An 18,016-nucleotide genomic window follows, 5' to 3' on the forward strand; every position below is an offset into this window, starting at 1 on the left:
GGTCGGGCGGCCTGCCGGTCCGCTTCACGACGGATGTCGGGGGCCGCTGCCACACTGAGCGCCATGGACATCCTCCTCCTCGTCATCGGGCTCGTCGTCGGCGGCGTCCTCGGCGCCCTCGTCATGCACGTCGTCGCGCAGCGCCGCACCCCGGGCGAGGTGGTCCCCGTCGAAGACCCGGCGCTCGTCGAGGCCCGGCACGAGCGCGCGCTGCTCGAGCAGCGCGCCGCCGCAGACACCGAGCGAGCACGGGTGCTCGCCGAGCAGCAGGCCGTCCAGGCGGCGCTTCGCGCCGAGCTCGCGGCCGCCGAGGCGGCGGCGGCGGGGCTGCGCGAGCAGGTGGAGGAGCAGGGGCGGCGACAGCGCGAGCTCCTCGAGCAGCAGCGGCTCGACCAGGCCGAGCGCAGCGAGCGCGAGCGTCGCGAGAGCGCCGTGCTCCAGGCGCTGAGTCCCGTGCGCGAGACCCTGTCGACGATGCAGCGCAAGGTGTCCGAGCTCGAGCAGCAGCGCAGCGAGCAGTACGGCTCGATCGCCGAGCAGCTCAAGCGCGCGCAGCTCTCCGACGCCGAGCTCCGTGCCACGACCGAGTCGCTCGCGAGCGCGCTCCGCAACAACAGCACGCGCGGCGTGTGGGGCGAGACGCAGTTGCGCCGCGTCGTCGAGGCCGCCGGCCTCACGCAGCACGTCGACTTCGAGCTGCAGACGCAGGTCACGACCGACCAGGGCCGCGGGCGCCCCGACATGGTCGTGAACCTGCCCGGCGGCAAGTACATCCCGCTCGACTCGAAGGTGCCGCTCGAGCACTACCTCGAGGCGTCCAGCATCCCCGAGACCGCCACCGGCGAAGAGGGCGCGCGGCGCAAGGCGCTCATCGAGAAGCACGTCAAGGCCATGCGGTCGCACATCGACGCGCTCGGCAAGAAGACCTACTGGGAGGGCCTCGCCGCGAGCCCGGAGTTCGTGATCGCGTTCATCCCGAACGAGTCGCTGCTGTCGGCCGCACTCGAGGCCGACGCCGGGCTGTTGAACTACGCCTTCGAGCGTCGCGTCGCGCTGGCCTCGCCCGTCAACCTGTTCGCGGTGTTGAAGACGATCGACTACGCGTGGCAGCAGCAGGCCGTGTCCGACGAGGCGAAGAAGCTGTTCGACCTCGGCACCACGCTCTACCAGCGCATCGGCGTGCTGGCGGGCCACGCCGACTCGCTGCGCAAGGCCATCGAGCGCACGGTCGACAGCTACAACAAGTTCGCCAGTTCGCTGGAGTCCCGGGTGCTCGTGACCGCTCGCCAGTTCCCGGGGATCAACGAGACCAAGCTCTCCCTGGTCGAGGAGCCGGCGCCGATCCACGAGTCGCCCCGACGACTGTCGGCGCCCGAGCTCACCGAGCGCGATCCGTTCGGATCCGCCTCGGAGCCGTCTCACGCGCTCGGGGCCGACTCCGGCGATGCCGGACCGGACGCCGACGCCTCCGGCGACCCCGACGATGTCGCGCTGCCCATCGACGACGGCTTCGACGGCGCCGATCTCGACGAGCACATCCGTCGGTCCGCCTCGTCCTGATCGCCGTTCGGTTCCCGGTCGCGCGACCCCGGGAACGGATGCGGGACCCCTACCCCGCGAGCACGCTGAGCACGTTGCCGGCCGGGTCGCGGAACCACGCGATGTCCGGTCCCATCCCCGTCGCCGAACCGCGGTTGATGCCCCGCTCGTCGGTGCCGTACGACTCCTCGCCCGAGTAGATCTTCGTGTTCACACCGGCCGCGTTCAGTTCGTCGACGGCGCGGTCGATGTCGTCGACGACGAGGTTGAGCATGGTGTACCTCGCCGGCTCGTGGGCGTCGGTCGGGTAGAGCAGCACGCCCTGCCCGGACGGCAGGCGGACCGTCAGCCCGCCGGCGCCCGGAGCGTCCTCGACCGCCAGCCCGAGCGTGGTCCCGTAGAACTCGCGGGCCGCATCGACGTCGTCGACGCTGAAGCCCGAGAAGGCGTCCCGAATGGTGATCATCGTCGCTCCTCCGCATCGGTGTGCACCCAGCCTGCCAGAGCCGCCCCCACCGGATCAGGGGGTTGCGCGTTGCGGCGGGCCGGCGACGCCGGATCGGTCACTCCTCGTCGGCCCCGACCGCACGCCCACTTCCGGATCCGTCGGCCCCGGCCGACGGATCACGCCCCGGGTGCGACTCGTCCACCGGCGGCGCGAACCCCGCTGCCGCTTCCGCGCCCGTCACCTGGGTGGCATCCATCGGGCCGTCGTCGAGCGGATGCGCGAGCTCGTCCTGTCCGAGCCGGGCCGTGGCGAGCGTCACGATCGCGAGGATCGGCGGCACGATCCCGGCGATGAGGAACGCCGGCGCCAACCCGAGCCACTCGCCGACCGGCCCGGCGATCGCCATGGACAGCGGCATCAGGGCGAGCGAGACGAAGAAGTCGAGGCTCGAGACCCGCCCGAGCATCGCGGGCGGCACGCGCCGTTGGAGCAGCGTGCCCCACACGACCTGCGCCGCGTCGAAGAGGAAGCCGACGACGAACGTCGCGACGACCATCACCCAGAGCCACGGGGTCACCCCGATGACGGCGAGCGGCAGGCAGCCGAAGCCCCACGCGAGGATCATGAGCGTGAGGTAGCGTCTCGGGAGCCGGAACGACGACACGAGCAGCGAGCCGACGGCGCCGCCGATGCCGAACGACGCGAGCACGAGCGCGAACTCCCCCGCTCCGCCGCCCGTCTGGTCGCGCACGGCGAACGGGATGAGCACCTCGATCGGCCCGATCACCACGAGCACGAGCAGGATGGAGAACGCGAGCGTCGCGAAGAGCCATCGCGTCCGCAGCAGGTAGGCGAAGCCGTCGCGCAGGTCGACCGCCATCTGCCTGAGCGGGTGGGCATCGGATGCCTCCAGGTCGCGCCGCAGCGGCGTGGTCCGCATGACGGCGAGCGCGACGATGGCGACGACCTGCAGCCCGCCGACGACGAGGAACGCGAGCCACGGCGCCTGCACCGCGATGAGCACGCTCGCGAGGGCCGGTCCGGCGGCGTTCTGCGCGACGGGCCGAAGCACGCCCTCCACGCCGTTCGCCGCGAGCAGCTGCTCGGCCGGCAGCAGCGCCGGCAGCCAGGCCGAGTAGGCGGGATAGAAGAACCCGTCGGCGACGCCCAGGACGAACGAGAGCACCGCCAGCTGCCACACCTCGATGAGCCCCGTCGCGGCGAGGAACCCCGCGACCGCGAAGACCACGGCCCGCGCGGTCTCGATGGCGAGGAGGATGCGCCGCTGGGGCACGCGATCGGCGACGACGCCGCCGACGAGCACGGCCAGCACGAGCCCGAGGCTCGCGCCGACCGCCACGATCGACAGGTCGATCGGCGTACCGCCGAGTTCGATGACCTGCCACGCGGCAGCGACGATCCACGCCCCCGCCGAGAGCAACGATGCGGCGAGGGCGACGACCAGTCGTCGATACTGGGCCGAGGAGAACGGCCGCAGCGCGCGCGGCATCCGGGTCTCGGAGGTCACCCGACCAGTCTGCGGCACACCCCCGACATCGCACCGGTACGCCGCTCACGGCAGCGTGGCGCGCAGCGGTTTCCCGTTGCGCCTCGCGCTCAGCCGGCGACGGTCACCGGTCGGCGTCGTCGAGCCACTTCTCGACGAGGTGGTCGGCGACGATACGGCGGATGGTGCCCGACTTGCCGCGCAGCACGATCGACTCGGTGCGGATGATCGGGCCCTTCTTGCGCACGCCGTCGACGAGCTCGCCGTCGGTCACGCCCGTCGCGACGAAGAACGTGTTGTCGCTTCGCACGAGGTCGTCGAGCTCGTACACCTGGTCGCAGTCGAGGCCCGCGGCCTCGCCGCGTGCCCGCTCCTCGTCGTCCTTCGGCGCGAGCCGGCCCTGCATGAACCCGCCGAGCGCCTTGATCGCGCACGCCGTCGTGATGCCCTCGGGGCTGCCGCCGATGCCCACGCACATGTCGATGCGCGACTCGTACCGCGCCGCGTTGATACCGCCCGCGACGTCGCCGTCGGAGATCAGGCGGGTGCCGGCCCCCGCCTCGCGGATGTCGGCGATGAGCTGCTCGTGCCGGGGACGGTTCAGGACCGCGACGCGCAGCTCCCCGACCTCCTTGCCCTTGGCCTTCGCCAGCGCGCGCAGGTTCTCGCCGATCGGCTTGCGGATGTCGACGACGCCGATGCCGGAGGCATCCGTCACGATCTTGTCCATGTAGAAGACTGATGACGCGTCGAGCATCGTGCCGCGGTCGGCGACCGCGATCACCGACAGCGCGTTCTGGCGCCCGGCGGCGGTCAGGGAGGTGCCGTCGATCGGGTCGACCGCGATGTCGCAGGCCGGCCCGCGCCCGTTGCCGACGCGCTCGCCGTTGAAGAGCATGGGCGCCTCGTCCTTCTCGCCCTCGCCGATCACCACGACCCCGTCGAAGTTCACCGTGCCGAGGAACGCGCGCATCGCATCGACCGCGGCCCCGTCGGCGGCGAGCTTCTCGCCGCGACCGATCCACGGGTACGAACGGATGGCGGCCGCCTCGGTCGCCCGGACCAGCTCGAGCGCGATGTTGCGGTCGGGGTGCAGGTAGAGGCTGTCGTGTTCGCTGCTCGCCATCGAGGGATCCTCCTGGTTCGTGGGTACCGCGCCCGCACGGCTCGAACGGCCGGGACGCCTGCCTTCGAGCCTACTGACGGGGCTGACGGAACGCGCCGGTGCGACCGCGATCGGTCGTGAAAGTTCGTGCATTCTTAACGGCGCCTGCGAACACCGCTGCGTCCGTTGCCGATCCCCGACCGCCCGGATTCGCGACGGGTGCGCAGACGCGGACTCGCGCACCCGTCGCGAATCCGCGCACCCGGCGAATCGGGCACGCTCAGCTGATCCCGACGTCCGACCCGATCCGCCAGGAACGCCCCGGATCCAGCCGAGCGCCGGGCCCGAGGTCGCACGGCGTCACCGCGGTGAGGAACACCGCCACGGGCTCGGCGCAGAGCTCGTCGAGCCCGACGACGTGACCGAGGGGGATGCTCGCAGCCGCGAGCCGCTCGGACTCCCCCGCCGACTGGGGGGCCAGGCGCGCCTGCATCCATCCGCCGAGCGCGCGGACGGCGGCGGCGGTGAGCACGCCCTCGGGTGCGCCGCCGATGCCGATCACGAGGTCGAGGTCGCCGTCGGCGCGCGCGGCGCGCAGGCACCGCTCGACGTCGCCGTGCACGAAGCGCTCGACGTTCGCCCCGGTCGCCTCGGCCGCCTCGGCGATCGCCTCGTTCCGCGGCCGGTCCTGCACCGCGACCCGCACGTCCGACACCGGCACGCCGCGAGCCTCGGCGATGCGCGCGATCGCCTCGCGGACCGGCGCGTCGATCTCGAGCCCCGGCACCCGCGAGACGAGCTTCGCCATGTAGTGCGCCGGCCCGATGTCGAGGAACCCGTCGCGCGGCGCGACCGCGAGGATGGCCATCGCGCCGGGCAGGCCCTCCGCGGCGAGGCTCGTGCCGTCGACCGGGTCGACCGCGACGTCGACGGCCGGACCGTCCCCGTTCCCGAACCGCTCGCCGAGGTGGAGCATCGGCGCTTCGTCCTTCTCGCCCTCGCCGACGACGACGCGGCCGTCGACGGCCAGCCCCGCGAGCGCCGATCGCATCGCCGCGACCGCGGCGCCGTCGACCGCGTCGCGGTCCCGCGATCCGACGAACGGCACCGCGGCGAGCGCGGCGACTCGCACCGCTCCGGCGAATCCGTCGATGAGCGCCGCATCGCGGACGTCGAGCGGCGTGGCGGTCTCGCTCGGGCGGTCGGGGTCGTTGGGTCCTGCATCCTGCTGCACGCGTCAATCCTGCCGCGCGAGCCGCGGCATCCGGCACCCCTTGCGAATCGCACCTGAGGCGATCTCGACACGTCGGTAGACTCGTGCCGATCCCACTCACCTCCGAAGGAGCAAGGTATGCCCATCGCAACGCCCGAGCAGTACGCCGAGATGCTCGACACCGCCAAGGCCAAGGGTTTCGCCTTCCCGGCGATCAACGTCTCGAGCTCCCAGACGCTCAACGCGGTGCTGCAGGGCCTCACCGAGTCGGGTTCCGACGGCATCATCCAGGTGACCACGGGCGGCGCCGACTACTTCGCCGGCCACACGGTCAAGGCCCGCGCCGCCGGCGCCCTCGCGTTCGCTCGGTTCGCGCACGAGGTCGCGAAGGCCTACCCGGTGACCGTGGCACTGCACACCGACCACTGCCCGAAGAACGCGCTCGACGACTTCGTGTACCCGCTCATCGCCGCCTCGGAGGAGGAGGTGAAGGCCGGCCGCAACCCGATCTTCCAGTCGCACATGTGGGACGGCTCGGCCGTGCCGCTCGAGGAGAACCTCGAGATCGCGAAGGAGATCCTCCCGCGCATGAAGGCGATCGACGCGATCCTCGAGGTCGAGATCGGCGTCGTCGGCGGCGAGGAGGACGGCGTCAAGCACGAGGGCTCGAACGAGGCCCTCTACACGACCCTGAACGACGCGATCGCGGCCGTCGAGGCGCTCGGCCTCGGCGACCAGGGCCGGTACATGGCGGCCCTGACGTTCGGCAACGTGCACGGCGTCTACGCGCCCGGCAACGTGAAGCTCCGCCCCGCGCTGCTCAAGGAGATCCAGGACGGCCTCGCGGAGAAGTACGGGACGGGCGAGAAGCCGCTCGACCTCGTCTTCCACGGCGGCTCGGGCTCGACCGACGCCGAGATCGCCGAGGCGGTCGCCAACGGCGTCGTGAAGATGAACATCGACACCGACACGCAGTACGCCTTCACGCGCTCGGTCGCCGGCTACATGTTCGGCAACTACGACGGCGTGCTGAAGGTCGACGGCTCGGTCGGCAACAAGAAGCAGTACGACCCGCGCGCGTGGGGCAAGGTCGCCGAGTCGGCCATGGCGGTCCGCGTCGGCGAGGCCACGCGTCAGCTCGGCTCGGCCGGCAACTCGCTCACGGCGTAGGGCGACGGATGACGCAGGACGAGGCCGCTCGGAACGGGACGCCGGAGCGCGCCGACGACGGCGCCGCTCCCCCGCCGCGCGACGAGCGGCCTCGCCCGCAGTACGGCGAGTACGCGCCCGAGGGCTGGTCGTGGCAGCCGCCGGGTGACGACCGAACGGATGCCGCGGCATCCGCACCGGCCACGCCGCCCCCGCCGCCCGCCGCCACGCCGGTCGGCGCGCCCGGATCGGGAGCGGCCGACGGGGCGGCCCGACCGCCGCGCACGATCGACCGGTTCTTCACGATCCTGCTGCTGGCGCTCGGCGCGATCGGGGCGTGGAACACGTCGGTGAGCCTGCAGCAGCTCCCCGGCGCCATCCAGGGCGTCTACACCGACCAGGGGGTCGGCACCTACTCGCCGCAGCCGTGGCTGCCGACGCTCGCCCTGATCGGCACCGTCTTCATGCTGGCGCTCTACGCGGCCGTGCTCGGCTGGTCGATCATGCGCCTCCGCGCGCGCAGGCTCGCGTTCTGGGTGCCCCTCGTCGGCGGTGCCGTGGCGTTCCTCGCGACGATGGTGCTGACCTCGATCGTGTTCTTCACCGACCCGACGTTCCAGTCGTACCTGGAGCGCATGACGGGCGTCTGACGCCGCCCACGTTCAGGCGTTCGCGCCCGCCCGGTTGCGCCCGCCGATCGCGCGTGCGTCGCGGTTGCCCTGCAGGTCCTTGCGGAGCTCCTTCGGCAGCGAGAACATGAGGTCCTCCTCGGCCGTCTTGACCTCTTCGACCTCGCCGAAGCCGGCGTCCTCGAGCTCGAGGAGCACCTCCTTCACGAGTCCCTCGGGCACCGACGCGCCGCTCGTGACACCGACCGTCTCGACGCCCTCGAGCCACTCCTGCTTGACCTCGGTCGAGTAGTCGACCCGGTACGCGGCCTTCGCGCCGTACTCGAGGGCGACCTCGACGAGGCGCACGCTGTTGGACGAGTTGGCGGAGCCGACGACGATCACGAGATCGGCGCTCTGCGCGACCTTCTTGATCGCGACCTGACGGTTCTGCGTGGCGTAGCAGATGTCGTCGGAGGGCGGATCCTGCAGGTTCGGGAACCGCTCGCGCAGGCGCCGGACGGTCTCCATGGTCTCGTCGACGCTGAGCGTGGTCTGCGAGAGCCACACGACCTTCTCGGGGTCGCGCACCTCGATGTTCGGCACGTCGTCGGGGCTGTTCACGAGCGTGACGTGGTCGGGCGCCTCGCCGGCGGTGCCCTCCACCTCCTCGTGTCCCTCGTGGCCGATGAGCAGGATCTCGTAGTCGTCGCGGGCGAAGCGCACGGCCTCGCGGTGCACCTTCGTGACGAGCGGGCACGTCGCGTCGATCGCGTGCAGGCCGCGCTCGGCGGCCGAGTTCACGACCGCGGGCGAGACGCCGTGGGCGCTGAAGACGACGTGAGCGCCCTCGGGCACCTCGTCGACCTCCTCGACGAAGATCGCGCCGCGCTTCTCGAGTTCGGTCACGACGTGGATGTTGTGCACGATCTGCTTGCGCACGTACACGGGCGCGCCGTAGTGGTCGAGCGCCTTCTCGACGGCGATCACGGCCCGGTCGACGCCCGCGCAGTAGCCGCGCGGCGCCGCGAGCAGCACCTTCTTGGGTCCTCGGGCGGGGATATCCTTGAGCCGGCCGCGCACGCTCGGGATCCGAGGCATGCCGAGGTCGATTCGCGGGGCATCCGTCAAGCTCGTCACGGAGGCCATCCTACGCGGGCGGTGATGACGGGCTGCTGGGAGGCGCATGGCACAGGGTCCCACCACCCGAGAGTCGCCCTGGCCGGTCTCGGTGCTCTCGGCGAAGCTGAAGGAGTACCTCGACCGCCTCGGCACGGTGTGGATCGAGGGCGAGATCACGCAGTGGGGCGTGTCCGCCGGCAACGTCTACGGCAAGCTGAAGGACCTCGAGACGGATGCCACGGTGTCCTTCACGATCTGGTCGTCGACGCGCGCGAAGCTCACCGAGCAGTTCAAGGCGGGCGACCACGCCGTCGGCCTCGTGAAGCCCAACTGGTGGGTCAAGGGCGGCTCGCTCACGATGCAGGTCTTCGACCTCCGCCACGTCGGACTCGGCGACCTGCTCGAGCGGCTCGAGCGGCTGCGCGCGCAACTGGCCGCCGAGGGCCTGTTCGCCGCCGACCGCAAGCGGCCGCTCCCGTTCCTGCCGCGCGTCATCGGCCTGGTCACCGGCAGGGACAGCGATGCCGAGACGGACGTCGTGCGCAACGCCCGCCTGCGCTGGCCCGCCGTGGAGTTCCGGACGGCGTACGCGGCGGTGCAGGGCGACCGGTGCGCGCCCGAGGTGGCCGGCGCCATCCGTCGCCTCGATGCCGATCCCGAGGTCGACGTCATCATCGTCGCGCGCGGCGGCGGCGACTTCCAGAACCTGCTGGGGTTCAGCGACGAACGCGTCGTGCGGGCCGCGGCCGCGGCATCCACCCCCATCGTCAGTGCGATCGGCCACGAGGCCGACCGCCCCCTGCTCGACGAGGTCGCCGACCTCCGGGCGTCGACGCCGACGGATGCCGCGAAGCGCGTCGTGCCCGACGTCGCCGAGGAGCTCATCCGCGTCGAGCAGGCCCGCACGCGCCTGCGCATGCGGGTCACCACGCTCGTGAACCACGAGATCGACCGGCTCGGGCACCTGCGGAGCCGGCCGGCGCTCGCCGACCCGGGCTGGATGATCGACCGGCGCGCCGAGGAGGTCACGCGGTGGGTCGCGCGCGGCAGCGAGCTCGCCGAACGCGCGATCGAGCGCGCGTCCGTCCGCACCGCCGAGCTGCGGTCGCAGCTGCGCGCCCTGTCCCCGCTCGCGACCCTGCAGCGCGGGTACGCGATCGTGCAGCGCGAGCACGACGGCGTGCTCACGAGCCCCGAGCAGGCGCCGGACGGCACCGCGCTGCGGATCACGCTCGCCGAGGGCCGTCTCGCGGCGACATCTCGGGGAGCGGTCGGCGAGGCCGAATAGAATGCCCTCCATGCCCCCCACTTCGACGGATGTCGCCGAGCTCAGCTACGAGCAGGCGCGCGACGAGCTCGTGCGCGTCGTCGCCGAGCTCGAGCAGGGTTCCGCGACGCTCGAGCAGTCGCTGGCGCTGTGGGAGCGGGGCGAGGCGCTCGCGCAGCGGTGCGAGGAGTGGCTCGTCGGGGCGAAGGCGCGCCTCGACGCGGCGCGTGCCGGCGCGACGGCCGCGGCAGGCGCCGGCGGCGCTGCCACCGCCACGGCACCCGACGCACTCGACCTCGACGGCGGCGAGGCCTGATGGCCGCGCGCGCACCGCGGGTCGTCGCCGAGCTCGGCCGCCCCGAGACCCCGCAGGAGACCGCCGACCGCAAGGCCGAGCAGTCCCGCAAGCACCGCGAGCGCCAGACGCTGCGCAACCTCATCGGCTCCCTCCTCGCGTGCGTCGCCGTCGTCGCGCTCATCGTGCTGCTCGTGCCGCGCAGCGACACCCCGATCGAGCGCGACATCGACGTGGCATCCGTCGCCGACCAGGCGCAGGTCGGCATCGACGAACCGCTCGCCGTGCCCGAGCTGCCCGACGGCTGGCGGTCGAACGCGGCCGAGCTCCGCACGCGCGACGCCGACGGCATCACCGCGTGGTACGCCGGCTACCTCACGCCGACCGACGAGTACGCGGGCATGTACCAGGGGCTCGGCGCGAACCCGACGTGGACCGCCGAGCTGCTGAAGAACACGATCGCCACGGGGGTCGTCTCGATCGACGGCGTCGAGTGGACCGTCTACGACAACCGCGACACCGACGCCGACGTCGGCAACGCGCGGTACGGACTCGTGGCCGAAGCGGGCGAGAGCACCTTCGTGCTGCTCGGCACCGCGACCCCCGAGGAGTTCGAGACCCTCGCCGGCGCGCTCGCGCCGGCGATCGACGCGCAGCGCTGAGAGGAGCGGCCGTGAGCAAGCCCGCATCCGCACGACCGAACACCCCCGCCGAGACGTGGCGCGAGCTGCGTGCCGGCAACGCCCGGTTCGTGGCCGGGGCGCCCATGCACCCGAGACAGGACGTCGAGCGCCGCACCGAGCTGGCCAACCACCAGCGCCCGCTCGTCGCGATCTTCGGCTGCAGCGACTCGCGCCTCTCGGCCGAGATCATCTTCGACGTCGGCCTCGGCGACGCGTTCGTCGTGCGCAACGCCGGGCAGGTGCCCTCCGACTCCGTGCTCGGGTCGCTGGAGTACGCCGTCGCGGTCCTCGGCGTCCCGCTCATCCTCGTGCTCGGACACGACGAGTGCGGCGCCGTGCGCGCCGCGATCGACTCGCAGGCCGAGGACGCGGCTCCGCTGCCGGCGCACATCCGGGGCATCGTCGACGAGATCGTGCCCGCCGTGCGCAAGGTCGCGGGCATCGACGAGGGCGCGATCGCGACCGACCACATCGACGCCGGGTACGTCGGGCGCGAGCACCTCCGCAACACCGTGGCGCAGCTGCTCGAGCGCTCCGAGGTGATCAGCGACGCGATCGCAGCGGGTACGCTGGCTGTCGTCGGCGCGAACTACCGCCTGCTCGAGGGCCGCGCCGAGACCGACGTCGTCGTCGGTCGCATCTGACGCCGCCGGCGGCATCCCACCGCCGCGCCGCACGTTCCGAATCGAAGGGGAGCACACCGTGGTGGACAACGCCGCCGACTACCGGATCGAACACGACACGATGGGCGAGGTGCGGGTCCCCGCAGCGGCGCTCTATCGCGCCCAGACGCAGCGCGCGGTCGAGAACTTCCCGATCTCGGGCTCCGGCCTCGAGCCCGCCCAGATCGCCGCGCTCGCCCGCATCAAGAAGTCCGCGGCGCTGGCCAACGCACGTCTCGGGGTCCTCGACCGGCAGCTCGCCCAGGCGATCGCCGACGCCGCCGACGACGTCATCGCCGGCGCGCACGGCTTCGCCGAGCACTTCCCGGTCGACGTGTACCAGACGGGCTCCGGCACGTCCTCGAACATGAACATGAACGAGGTGCTGGCGACGATCGCGACGCAGAAGCTCGGCAGCGCCGTCCACCCGAACGACCACGTCAACGCCTCGCAGTCCTCCAACGACGTCTTCCCGACGTCGGTGCACATCGCCGTGACCGCCGCGCTCATCGACGATCTCATCCCGGCGCTCGACCACCTCGCGGTGGCCCTCGAGTCCAAGGCGGAGGCCTGGGCCGGCGTGGTGAAGGCCGGTCGCACGCACCTGATGGACGCCACGCCCGTCACCCTCGGCCAGGAGTTCGGCGGCTACGCCCGGCAGGTCCGCCTCGGCATCGAGCGCGTCCGCACGGCGCTCCCCCGCGTCGCCGAGGTCCCGCTCGGCGGAACGGCGGTGGGCACCGGCATCAACACGCCCGCCGGCTTCCCCCAGCTCGTGATCGAACTGCTCCAGCAGGAGACCGAACTGCCCATCACCGAGGCGGCCGACCACTTCGAGGCGCAGGCCAACCGCGACGGCCTCGTCGACGCGTCGGGCGCGCTGCGCACGATCGCGGTGAGCCTCACGAAGATCTGCAACGACCTCCGGTGGATGGGCTCGGGCCCGAACACCGGGCTCGGCGAGCTGTTCATCCCCGACCTCCAGCCCGGCTCGTCGATCATGCCCGGCAAGGTCAACCCCGTCGTCCCCGAGGCCGTCCTCATGGTCGCCTCGCGCGTCGTCGGCAACGACGCCACGATCGCGTGGGCCGGCGCCTCCGGGTCCTTCGAGCTCAACGTGCAGATCCCCGTCATGGGCACCGCCCTGCTCGAGTCGATCCGCCTGCTCTCGAACTCGGTTCGCGTGCTCGCCGACAAGACCGTCGACGGCCTCCAGGTGAACGAGGCCCGCACGACGGCGCTCGCCGGCATGTCGCCCTCGATCGTCACGCCGCTCAACAAGATCATCGGCTACGAGGCCGCGGCGAAGATCGCGAAGCACTCGGTCGCCAAGGGCATCACGGTCCGCGAGGCCGTGATCGACCTCGGCCACGTGGAGCGCGGCGACCTCACCGAGGCCCAGCTCGACGAGGCGCTGCACCTGCTCTCGATGACTCGGCCGCCGCAGCAGGGCTGAGCCCGCGGCATCCGCTCGCCCCTGACGACGACGGCCCCGGAATCCGCGTTCGCGGTTCCGGGGCCGTCGTGCGTCCGTCGGGCCGTCGGGCGCCGGACGGGCGCCGGACCTCAGGCGAGCTCGGCGCCGTCGAGCATCTCGGAGACCAGTGCGGCGATCGCCGAGCGCTCCGACCTCGTGAGCGTGATGTGGGCGAAGAGCGGATGCCCCTTCAGCGTCTCGATCACGCTCGCGACGCCGTCGTGGCGGCCGACGCGCAGGTTGTCGCGCTGGGCGACGTCGTGCGTGAGCACCACGCGCGAGTTCTGCCCGACGCGGCTGAGGACCGTGAGCAGGACGTTCCGCTCGAGCGACTGCGCCTCGTCGACGATCACGTACGCGTCGTGCAGCGAACGGCCGCGGATGTGCGTGAGCGGCAGCACCTCGAGGATGCCGCGGTCGACGACCTCGTCGAGCACGTTGTCGGAGACGAGTGCGCCGAGGGTGTCGAACACCGCCTGCGCCCAGGGGTTCATCTTCTCGCCCTGGTCGCCGGGCAGATAGCCGAGCTCTTGGCCGCCCACCGCGTACAGCGGCCGGAAGACCATGATCTTCTTGTGCTGCTGCCGTTCGAGCACGGCCTCGAGCCCCGCGCAGAGCGCGAGCGCCGACTTGCCGGTCCCCGCCCGACCGCCGAGCGAGACGATGCCGATCTCGGGGTCGAGCAGCAGGTCGATGGCCAGTCGCTGCTCGGCCGAGCGGCCGTGCACGCCGAACGCCTCGCGGTCGCCGCGGACCAGGCGCACCTCGCGGTCGCCGACGACCCTGGCGAGTGCCGACCCGCGGTCGGATTGGATCACGAGGCCGGTGTTGACGGGCAGGCCCGCGGCCGCGGCCGTCTCGAGGCGCTCGTGCTCGTAGAGCTTCGCCATGTCGTTCGAGCCCAGGGCGACCTCCGCCATGCCGGTCCACCCCGAGTCGACGGCGAGCTCGGCGCGGTACTCCTGCGCGTCGAGGCCGATCGAGGCGGCCTTGATGCGAAGCGGCAGGTCCTTGGAGACGACCGTCACCGCGACGCCGTCGTTCGAGAGGTTCATCGCGCACGCCAGGATGCGAGAGTCGTTGTCGGCCAGCTGCAGCCCGCTCGGCAGCACCGACAGGCTCGAGTGGTTCAGTTCGACCCGGAGGGACCCCCCGTCCCCGACGGGGATGGGGAAGTCGAGCCGTTCGTGCTGCACGCGCAGGTCGTCGAGCAGCCGCAGCGCGGCCCGGGCGAAGTACCCGATCTCGGGGTCGTTGCGCTTGGCCTCGAGCTCCGTGATGACGACGACCGGCAGCACCACCGGGTGCTCCGCGAATCGGAACAGGGCACGCGGGTCCGAGAGCAGCACCGACGTGTCGAGCACGTAGGTCCGTTCGTCCTGCGCGGCACCCCCGGGTGACGCCTCGCCCGGACGGCGCTCGTGCTGCGCGTCCGGCTCGACCGGTCCGAGGGGCTTGATGGGATCGACAGAGGTCACGACCGCTCCTGCCCCGAGCTCTCGCTCGGCTCACACGCCGGCCGGCGATCCTCCCACGAGCGGTTCACGAGCCGACTCGACCGGGCGCCTTGCCCGATGTCCTGACGGTACGTCCGACCGGCGACATCCGCCCAAGCGACACGCGGCGCGACATCCGCTGTTCACAATCGGGTCAGTAGGAGGCGGCGGTGTTGAACGAGACGAACGCGCCGCGCAGCATCTCGACGGTCTCCTCGTCGAGCGCCGCGTGCACGCTGAGCCGGACGGTCGCGAGCCGCGTGGTCGTGGTGAGTCCGTGGTTGTGCATCGACGCGGTGAGCACCGTCACCTGCTCGGGCTCGGGCTCCAGCACCACGATCCCGGCGCGCTCGCGCTCGTCGCGGGAGCTCACGACGGGCACCGCGAACTCGTCCGCGAGGTCGATCACGCGACTGACGTTCTCGGCGACGCGCGCGTTGACGGCCTCGACGCCGACCTCGGCGAGCTCCTCGAGCGCCGCCGCGAAACGCGCCCCGGCGATCGGGTCGGGATTCGACACGCGGAAGGCGCGAGCACCGGCCGCCGGCGGCGGCACCTCGTCCCACACCTCGTCGTCGTCGGTGCCGGTGAACCCGGAGAACACGGGCGTGAGCCGCTCCGCCGCACGCTCGGACAGGGCCATCACGCCCGTGCCCCACCCGGCGCGGCACCACTTCTGCCCGCCGGTGACGACCACGTCGGCGGCCTCCCACGGCGCGTCGACGATGCCGAACCCCTGGATCGCGTCGACGACGAGCAGCCGGTCGCCGATCACCTGGCGGATGCCCTCGAGGTCGCACAGGTAGCCGGTGCGGCTGTCGACGAGGCTCACCGCGACCGCCGCGACGTTCGCCTCGAGCTGGTCGCGGATCAGCCCAGGGGTCACCTTGCCGTGGTCGGTCTCGAGCCACGCCGGCTGCACCGAGTGCAGTGCCTCGTTCGCACGCACCGCGGCGATCGGGACGCTCGGGAACTCCCCCGGGGAGAGCAGCACCGTGCCCGTGAGGCCGAACATCGCGTGCATGAGGCCCGTGGTCGTGTTCGGGATCGCCACGATGCGATCGGCCGCGACGCCGGTCAGGGCGGATGCCGCGTCGCGGAGCCTGCGGTCCTGGTCCCGGAACGCGTCCATGCTCCCGTGCCGGGCGCGCTCGAGCACCTGCGCGAACGCCAGGTCCTCCTCGACCGCGACGCGCGCGAGCGGACCGACGCGCGCGTAGTCGAGGTAGCCGGGCTCCTCGCCGAATCCGGCCAGGTAGTCGTCCATGCTCACGGGCGGTGCCCCCTTCTCCGAGGCATATCCTGACAGAATCCTGATCGATTCGTGAGCGGGATCAGCTGCCGAAGCGCCGGTGGCGACGCGTGTAGTCGCGTATGGCCCGGAGGAAGTCCACCTCTCGGAGGTCCGGACCCAGCGCCTCGACGAAGTAGAACTCGCTGTGCGCGGCCTGCCACAGCATGAAGTCGCTGAGGCGCTGCTCGCCCGAGGTGCGGATCACGAGGTCGGGGTCGGGCTGGCCGCCGGTGTAGAGGTGCTCCCCGATCAGCTCGGGCGTGAGCGACTCGGCGAGGTCCTCCAGGCTCCGGCCCTCGGCATGGTGGGATGCCACGATCGAGCGCATCGCGTCGGTGATCTCGCGGCGTCCGCCGTAGCCGACCGCGAGGTTGACGTGCAGGCCCCGCTTGCCCTCGGTGCGGTGCTCCGCGGCGTCGAGCGCGGCGACGAGCGGCTCGGGCAGTCCGGCGTCCGACCCGACGTGCTGCACCCGCCAGTCGCGGTAGTGGCTGAGCTCCTCGGCGAGTTCGGCGATGATCTCGATGAGGTCGGCGAGCTCCTCCGACGTGCGATTGCCCAGGTTGTCGGACGAGAGCAGGTAGAGCGTCACGACCGAGATGCCGAGGTCGTCGCACCACTCGAGGAACTCGCGCATCTTCGCGGCGCCGGCGCGGTGGCCGTGGGCTGCGGACTCGTACCCCAGCTGCCTCGCCCACCGGCGGTTGCCGTCGATGATCATCGCCACGTGTCGTGGCAGTTCCGCCTCGTCGAGTTCCCGGCGGAGCCGATTCTGGTAGAGCCGATAGAGAAGGCCGCGACCGGGGCGCTGATCGCTCGTCTGCACCCGACCACGCTACTCCCCCGCGCGCGTTCGGACACTCACAGCCAGCCGTGATGGGGCTGCACCTACGCTGTCACCATGACCCAGCGCGAACCCGAGGACGTCGCCGAGCACCTGCACCGACCGGCGGCCGAACTCGATCGCGCGGACGCCGCGGTCGCCGCCGACGAGCGCCTCGGCCCCGACATCCCGAACCTGCCCCTCATCGACGCGTCGCCGGAGCATCCGGCCGACCTCAAGCCCAGCTGGCGGGGATGGATCCACGCCGGCACGTTCCCCCTCACGATCGCCGCGGGCATCGTGCTCATCGTGCTGGCGGACGGCGCCGCGGCGAAGTGGGCGTCGGCGGTCTTCATGCTGACGTCGATGCTGCTCTTCGGCAACTCGGCGCTGTACCACCGGTTCAACTGGAAGCCGCGCACGAAGGTGATCCTGAAGCGCATCGACCACGCGAACATCTTCCTCCTGATCGCGGGCACCTATACGCCGCTGTCGATCCTCGCGCTCCCGCCCGAGAAGGGGCTCATCCTGCTGGTGCTGGTCTGGGGCGGCGCGCTCATCGGCATCGCGTTCCGCGTCTTCTGGATCGGGGCGCCGCGCTGGCTCTACGTCCCGATCTACGTGCTGCTCGGCTGGGCGGCCGTGATGTACCTCGGCGACCTGCTCGCGGCGAGCGTCGCCATGATGGTCCTCGTGATCGTGGGCGGCGTGCTCTACACGATCGGCGCCGTGGTCTACGGGCTGAAGAGGCCGAACCCGTGGCCCGGGCACTTCGGGTTCCACGAGATCTTCCACGTGTGCACGGTACTCGCGTTCATGTGCCACTGGACGGCGACGCTGCTCATCGCGATCGATCCGGCGTACCACGGCGGCTGACGCTCCACCGCCTCGACGGCTCGACCGGGCTCGGACGGCGTCGCGGCCGGGCCGCTACCGCTCGTCGCGGTCGACGGGCGGGGTCTCGGATGCCGCGGCATCCGTCTGCGGTGCGTCCGCGTCGCCGGGCGAGACGTCGCCGTCGGCAGCCGCCTCGGCTGCGGCGGCCTCCTCGGCGGCGAGGCGCTCCTGCGCCTCGGCCCGGTAGTTCACGCGGCGGATGCGGCGGACCATGTCGAGCACGAGCAGCAGCACCGCGACCATGATGAGGATGGTGGCGATGAAGCCCACCACGCCCGGAGTGACGTCGTTCGGGTCGAACTCCTCCTCGGCGGCCGCGACGAGCGTGATCGCCGACGCGAGCGCGGGGCTCATCGGCGGTCTCCGCGAGTGGTGACGGCGGGCGCGACGAGCATCGGATTCCCTTCAGGGACGGCGGGTTAGGCTGGGAG

18 protein-coding genes are annotated in these 18,016 nt (G+C 71.9%); 9 read left to right on the top strand and 9 right to left on the bottom strand.

From position 1 onward, the window contains the following. Positions 1–63: 63 nt before the first annotated feature. The gene (locus tag GLX25_RS17150; RefSeq protein ID WP_155843739.1) at positions 64–1,560 is read left to right on the top strand and encodes a DNA recombination protein RmuC; all 1,497 of its coding nucleotides are present in this window, start codon (positions 64–66) and stop codon (positions 1,558–1,560) included. Positions 1,561–1,609: 49 nt separating this feature from the next. Here GLX25_RS17150 and GLX25_RS17155 read toward each other — a convergent pair whose 3' ends face one another. From GLX25_RS17155 to GLX25_RS17170, 4 genes are all read right to left on the bottom strand, one after another. Further along, on the bottom strand, positions 1,610–2,005 hold the full coding sequence (locus GLX25_RS17155) for a VOC family protein (protein WP_155843740.1): 396 nt from the start codon (positions 2,003–2,005) through the stop codon (positions 1,610–1,612). Positions 2,006–2,102: 97 nt separating this feature from the next. Then, positions 2,103–3,515, bottom strand: a complete 1,413-nt coding sequence (locus GLX25_RS17160; RefSeq protein ID WP_271192485.1) for an MFS transporter — start codon at positions 3,513–3,515, stop codon at positions 2,103–2,105. 103 nt (positions 3,516–3,618) lie between these two features. After that, entirely contained in the window at positions 3,619–4,620 is a 1,002-nt protein-coding gene (glpX, locus tag GLX25_RS17165; RefSeq protein WP_155843741.1) for a class II fructose-bisphosphatase, read from the bottom strand. Between the two features lie 259 nt (positions 4,621–4,879). After that, positions 4,880–5,833: a fructose-bisphosphatase class II gene (locus GLX25_RS17170; RefSeq protein WP_155843742.1), complete on the bottom strand. Its 954-nt coding sequence runs from the start codon at positions 5,831–5,833 to the stop codon at positions 4,880–4,882. Positions 5,834–5,950: 117 nt separating this feature from the next. On the opposite strand from GLX25_RS17170, the gene fbaA reads away from it, so the two are divergent. Both fbaA and GLX25_RS17180 read left to right on the top strand, forming a co-directional pair. After that, positions 5,951–6,982 carry a class II fructose-bisphosphate aldolase gene (gene fbaA, locus GLX25_RS17175; RefSeq protein ID WP_155843743.1) on the top strand — a complete coding sequence of 344 codons (1,032 nt, stop codon included), beginning with the start codon at positions 5,951–5,953 and terminating at the stop codon, positions 6,980–6,982. A gap of 8 nt (positions 6,983–6,990) precedes the next feature. After that, entirely contained in the window at positions 6,991–7,611 is a 621-nt protein-coding gene (locus GLX25_RS17180) for a DUF6264 family protein (RefSeq protein ID WP_155843744.1), read from the top strand. 12 nt (positions 7,612–7,623) lie between these two features. Here the strand turns inward: GLX25_RS17180 and GLX25_RS17185 are convergent, their stop codons facing one another. Then, positions 7,624–8,670, bottom strand: coding sequence for a 4-hydroxy-3-methylbut-2-enyl diphosphate reductase (locus GLX25_RS17185; RefSeq protein WP_155843938.1), 1,047 nt, complete (start codon positions 8,668–8,670; stop codon positions 7,624–7,626). Between the two features lie 85 nt (positions 8,671–8,755). Between GLX25_RS17185 and xseA the strand changes: the two genes are divergently transcribed. Genes xseA through GLX25_RS17210 form a run of 5 tightly spaced genes read left to right on the top strand, consistent with a single transcriptional unit; the run spans position 8,756 to position 13,054 of the window. Further along, a complete protein-coding gene (gene xseA, locus GLX25_RS17190; RefSeq protein WP_155843745.1) occupies positions 8,756–9,979 on the top strand; it encodes an exodeoxyribonuclease VII large subunit in 1,224 nt (407 codons plus the stop codon). 1 nt (position 9,980) lies between these two features. Further along, on the top strand, positions 9,981–10,274 hold the full coding sequence (locus GLX25_RS17195; RefSeq protein WP_155843746.1) for an exodeoxyribonuclease VII small subunit: 294 nt from the start codon (positions 9,981–9,983) through the stop codon (positions 10,272–10,274). Then, complete coding sequence (locus GLX25_RS17200; protein ID WP_155843747.1) at positions 10,274–10,915, top strand: DUF4245 domain-containing protein; 642 nt, start codon at positions 10,274–10,276, stop codon at positions 10,913–10,915. The genes GLX25_RS17195 and GLX25_RS17200 overlap by 1 nt, the downstream gene beginning before the upstream one ends. An 11-nt stretch (positions 10,916–10,926) precedes the next feature. Next, complete coding sequence (locus tag GLX25_RS17205) at positions 10,927–11,580, top strand: carbonic anhydrase (protein ID WP_271192486.1); 654 nt, start codon at positions 10,927–10,929, stop codon at positions 11,578–11,580. A gap of 58 nt (positions 11,581–11,638) precedes the next feature. Continuing rightward, on the top strand, positions 11,639–13,054 hold the full coding sequence (locus tag GLX25_RS17210; protein ID WP_166548947.1) for a class II fumarate hydratase: 1,416 nt from the start codon (positions 11,639–11,641) through the stop codon (positions 13,052–13,054). 110 nt (positions 13,055–13,164) lie between these two features. Here the strand turns inward: GLX25_RS17210 and GLX25_RS17215 are convergent, their stop codons facing one another. The 3 genes from GLX25_RS17215 to GLX25_RS17225 form a co-directional block, all read right to left on the bottom strand. Continuing rightward, on the bottom strand, positions 13,165–14,553 hold the full coding sequence (locus GLX25_RS17215; RefSeq protein ID WP_271192487.1) for a PhoH family protein: 1,389 nt from the start codon (positions 14,551–14,553) through the stop codon (positions 13,165–13,167). 172 nt (positions 14,554–14,725) lie between these two features. After that, a complete protein-coding gene (locus GLX25_RS17220) occupies positions 14,726–15,838 on the bottom strand; it encodes an aminotransferase class V-fold PLP-dependent enzyme (protein WP_155843942.1) in 1,113 nt (370 codons plus the stop codon). A gap of 67 nt (positions 15,839–15,905) precedes the next feature. Further along, positions 15,906–16,691: an isoprenyl transferase gene (locus GLX25_RS17225; RefSeq protein WP_166548948.1), complete on the bottom strand. Its 786-nt coding sequence runs from the start codon at positions 16,689–16,691 to the stop codon at positions 15,906–15,908. Positions 16,692–16,766: 75 nt separating this feature from the next. Between GLX25_RS17225 and trhA the strand changes: the two genes are divergently transcribed. Further along, positions 16,767–17,564 (top strand): PAQR family membrane homeostasis protein TrhA, encoded by a 798-nt coding sequence (gene trhA, locus GLX25_RS17230; protein WP_155843748.1) that lies wholly within the window; start codon positions 16,767–16,769, stop codon positions 17,562–17,564. Between the two features lie 54 nt (positions 17,565–17,618). On the opposite strand, the gene GLX25_RS17235 is transcribed toward trhA, so the two are convergent. Beyond that, positions 17,619–17,939 (bottom strand): hypothetical protein, encoded by a 321-nt coding sequence (locus GLX25_RS17235; RefSeq protein WP_155843749.1) that lies wholly within the window; start codon positions 17,937–17,939, stop codon positions 17,619–17,621. Positions 17,940–18,016: the final 77 nt, after the last annotated feature.

It is taken from the genome of Agromyces luteolus (assembly GCF_009729855.1).
GTDB classification, from domain to species: Bacteria; Actinomycetota; Actinomycetes; order Actinomycetales; family Microbacteriaceae; genus Agromyces; species Agromyces luteolus.

What these genes read in the sequence shown, in the direction of transcription:
- GLX25_RS17150 (WP_155843739.1), top strand. Translation starts at nt 64, where the DNA reads ATGGACATCCTCCTCCTCGTCATCGGGCTCGTCGTCGGCGGCGTCCTC.
- GLX25_RS17155 (WP_155843740.1), bottom strand. Translation starts at nt 2,005, where the DNA reads ATGATCACCATTCGGGACGCCTTCTCGGGCTTCAGCGTCGACGACGTC.
- glpX (WP_155843741.1), bottom strand. Translation starts at nt 4,620, where the DNA reads ATGGCGAGCAGCGAACACGACAGCCTCTACCTGCACCCCGACCGCAAC.
- fbaA (WP_155843743.1), top strand. Translation starts at nt 5,951, where the DNA reads ATGCCCATCGCAACGCCCGAGCAGTACGCCGAGATGCTCGACACCGCC.
- GLX25_RS17180 (WP_155843744.1), top strand. Translation starts at nt 6,991, where the DNA reads ATGACGCAGGACGAGGCCGCTCGGAACGGGACGCCGGAGCGCGCCGAC.
- GLX25_RS17185 (WP_155843938.1), bottom strand. Translation starts at nt 8,670, where the DNA reads ATGCCTCGGATCCCGAGCGTGCGCGGCCGGCTCAAGGATATCCCCGCC.
- xseA (WP_155843745.1), top strand. Translation starts at nt 8,756, where the DNA reads ATGGCACAGGGTCCCACCACCCGAGAGTCGCCCTGGCCGGTCTCGGTG.
- GLX25_RS17195 (WP_155843746.1), top strand. Translation starts at nt 9,981, where the DNA reads ATGCCCTCCATGCCCCCCACTTCGACGGATGTCGCCGAGCTCAGCTAC.
- GLX25_RS17200 (WP_155843747.1), top strand. Translation starts at nt 10,274, where the DNA reads ATGGCCGCGCGCGCACCGCGGGTCGTCGCCGAGCTCGGCCGCCCCGAG.
- GLX25_RS17220 (WP_155843942.1), bottom strand. Translation starts at nt 15,838, where the DNA reads ATGGACGACTACCTGGCCGGATTCGGCGAGGAGCCCGGCTACCTCGAC.
- trhA (WP_155843748.1), top strand. Translation starts at nt 16,767, where the DNA reads ATGACCCAGCGCGAACCCGAGGACGTCGCCGAGCACCTGCACCGACCG.
- GLX25_RS17235 (WP_155843749.1), bottom strand. Translation starts at nt 17,939, where the DNA reads ATGAGCCCCGCGCTCGCGTCGGCGATCACGCTCGTCGCGGCCGCCGAG.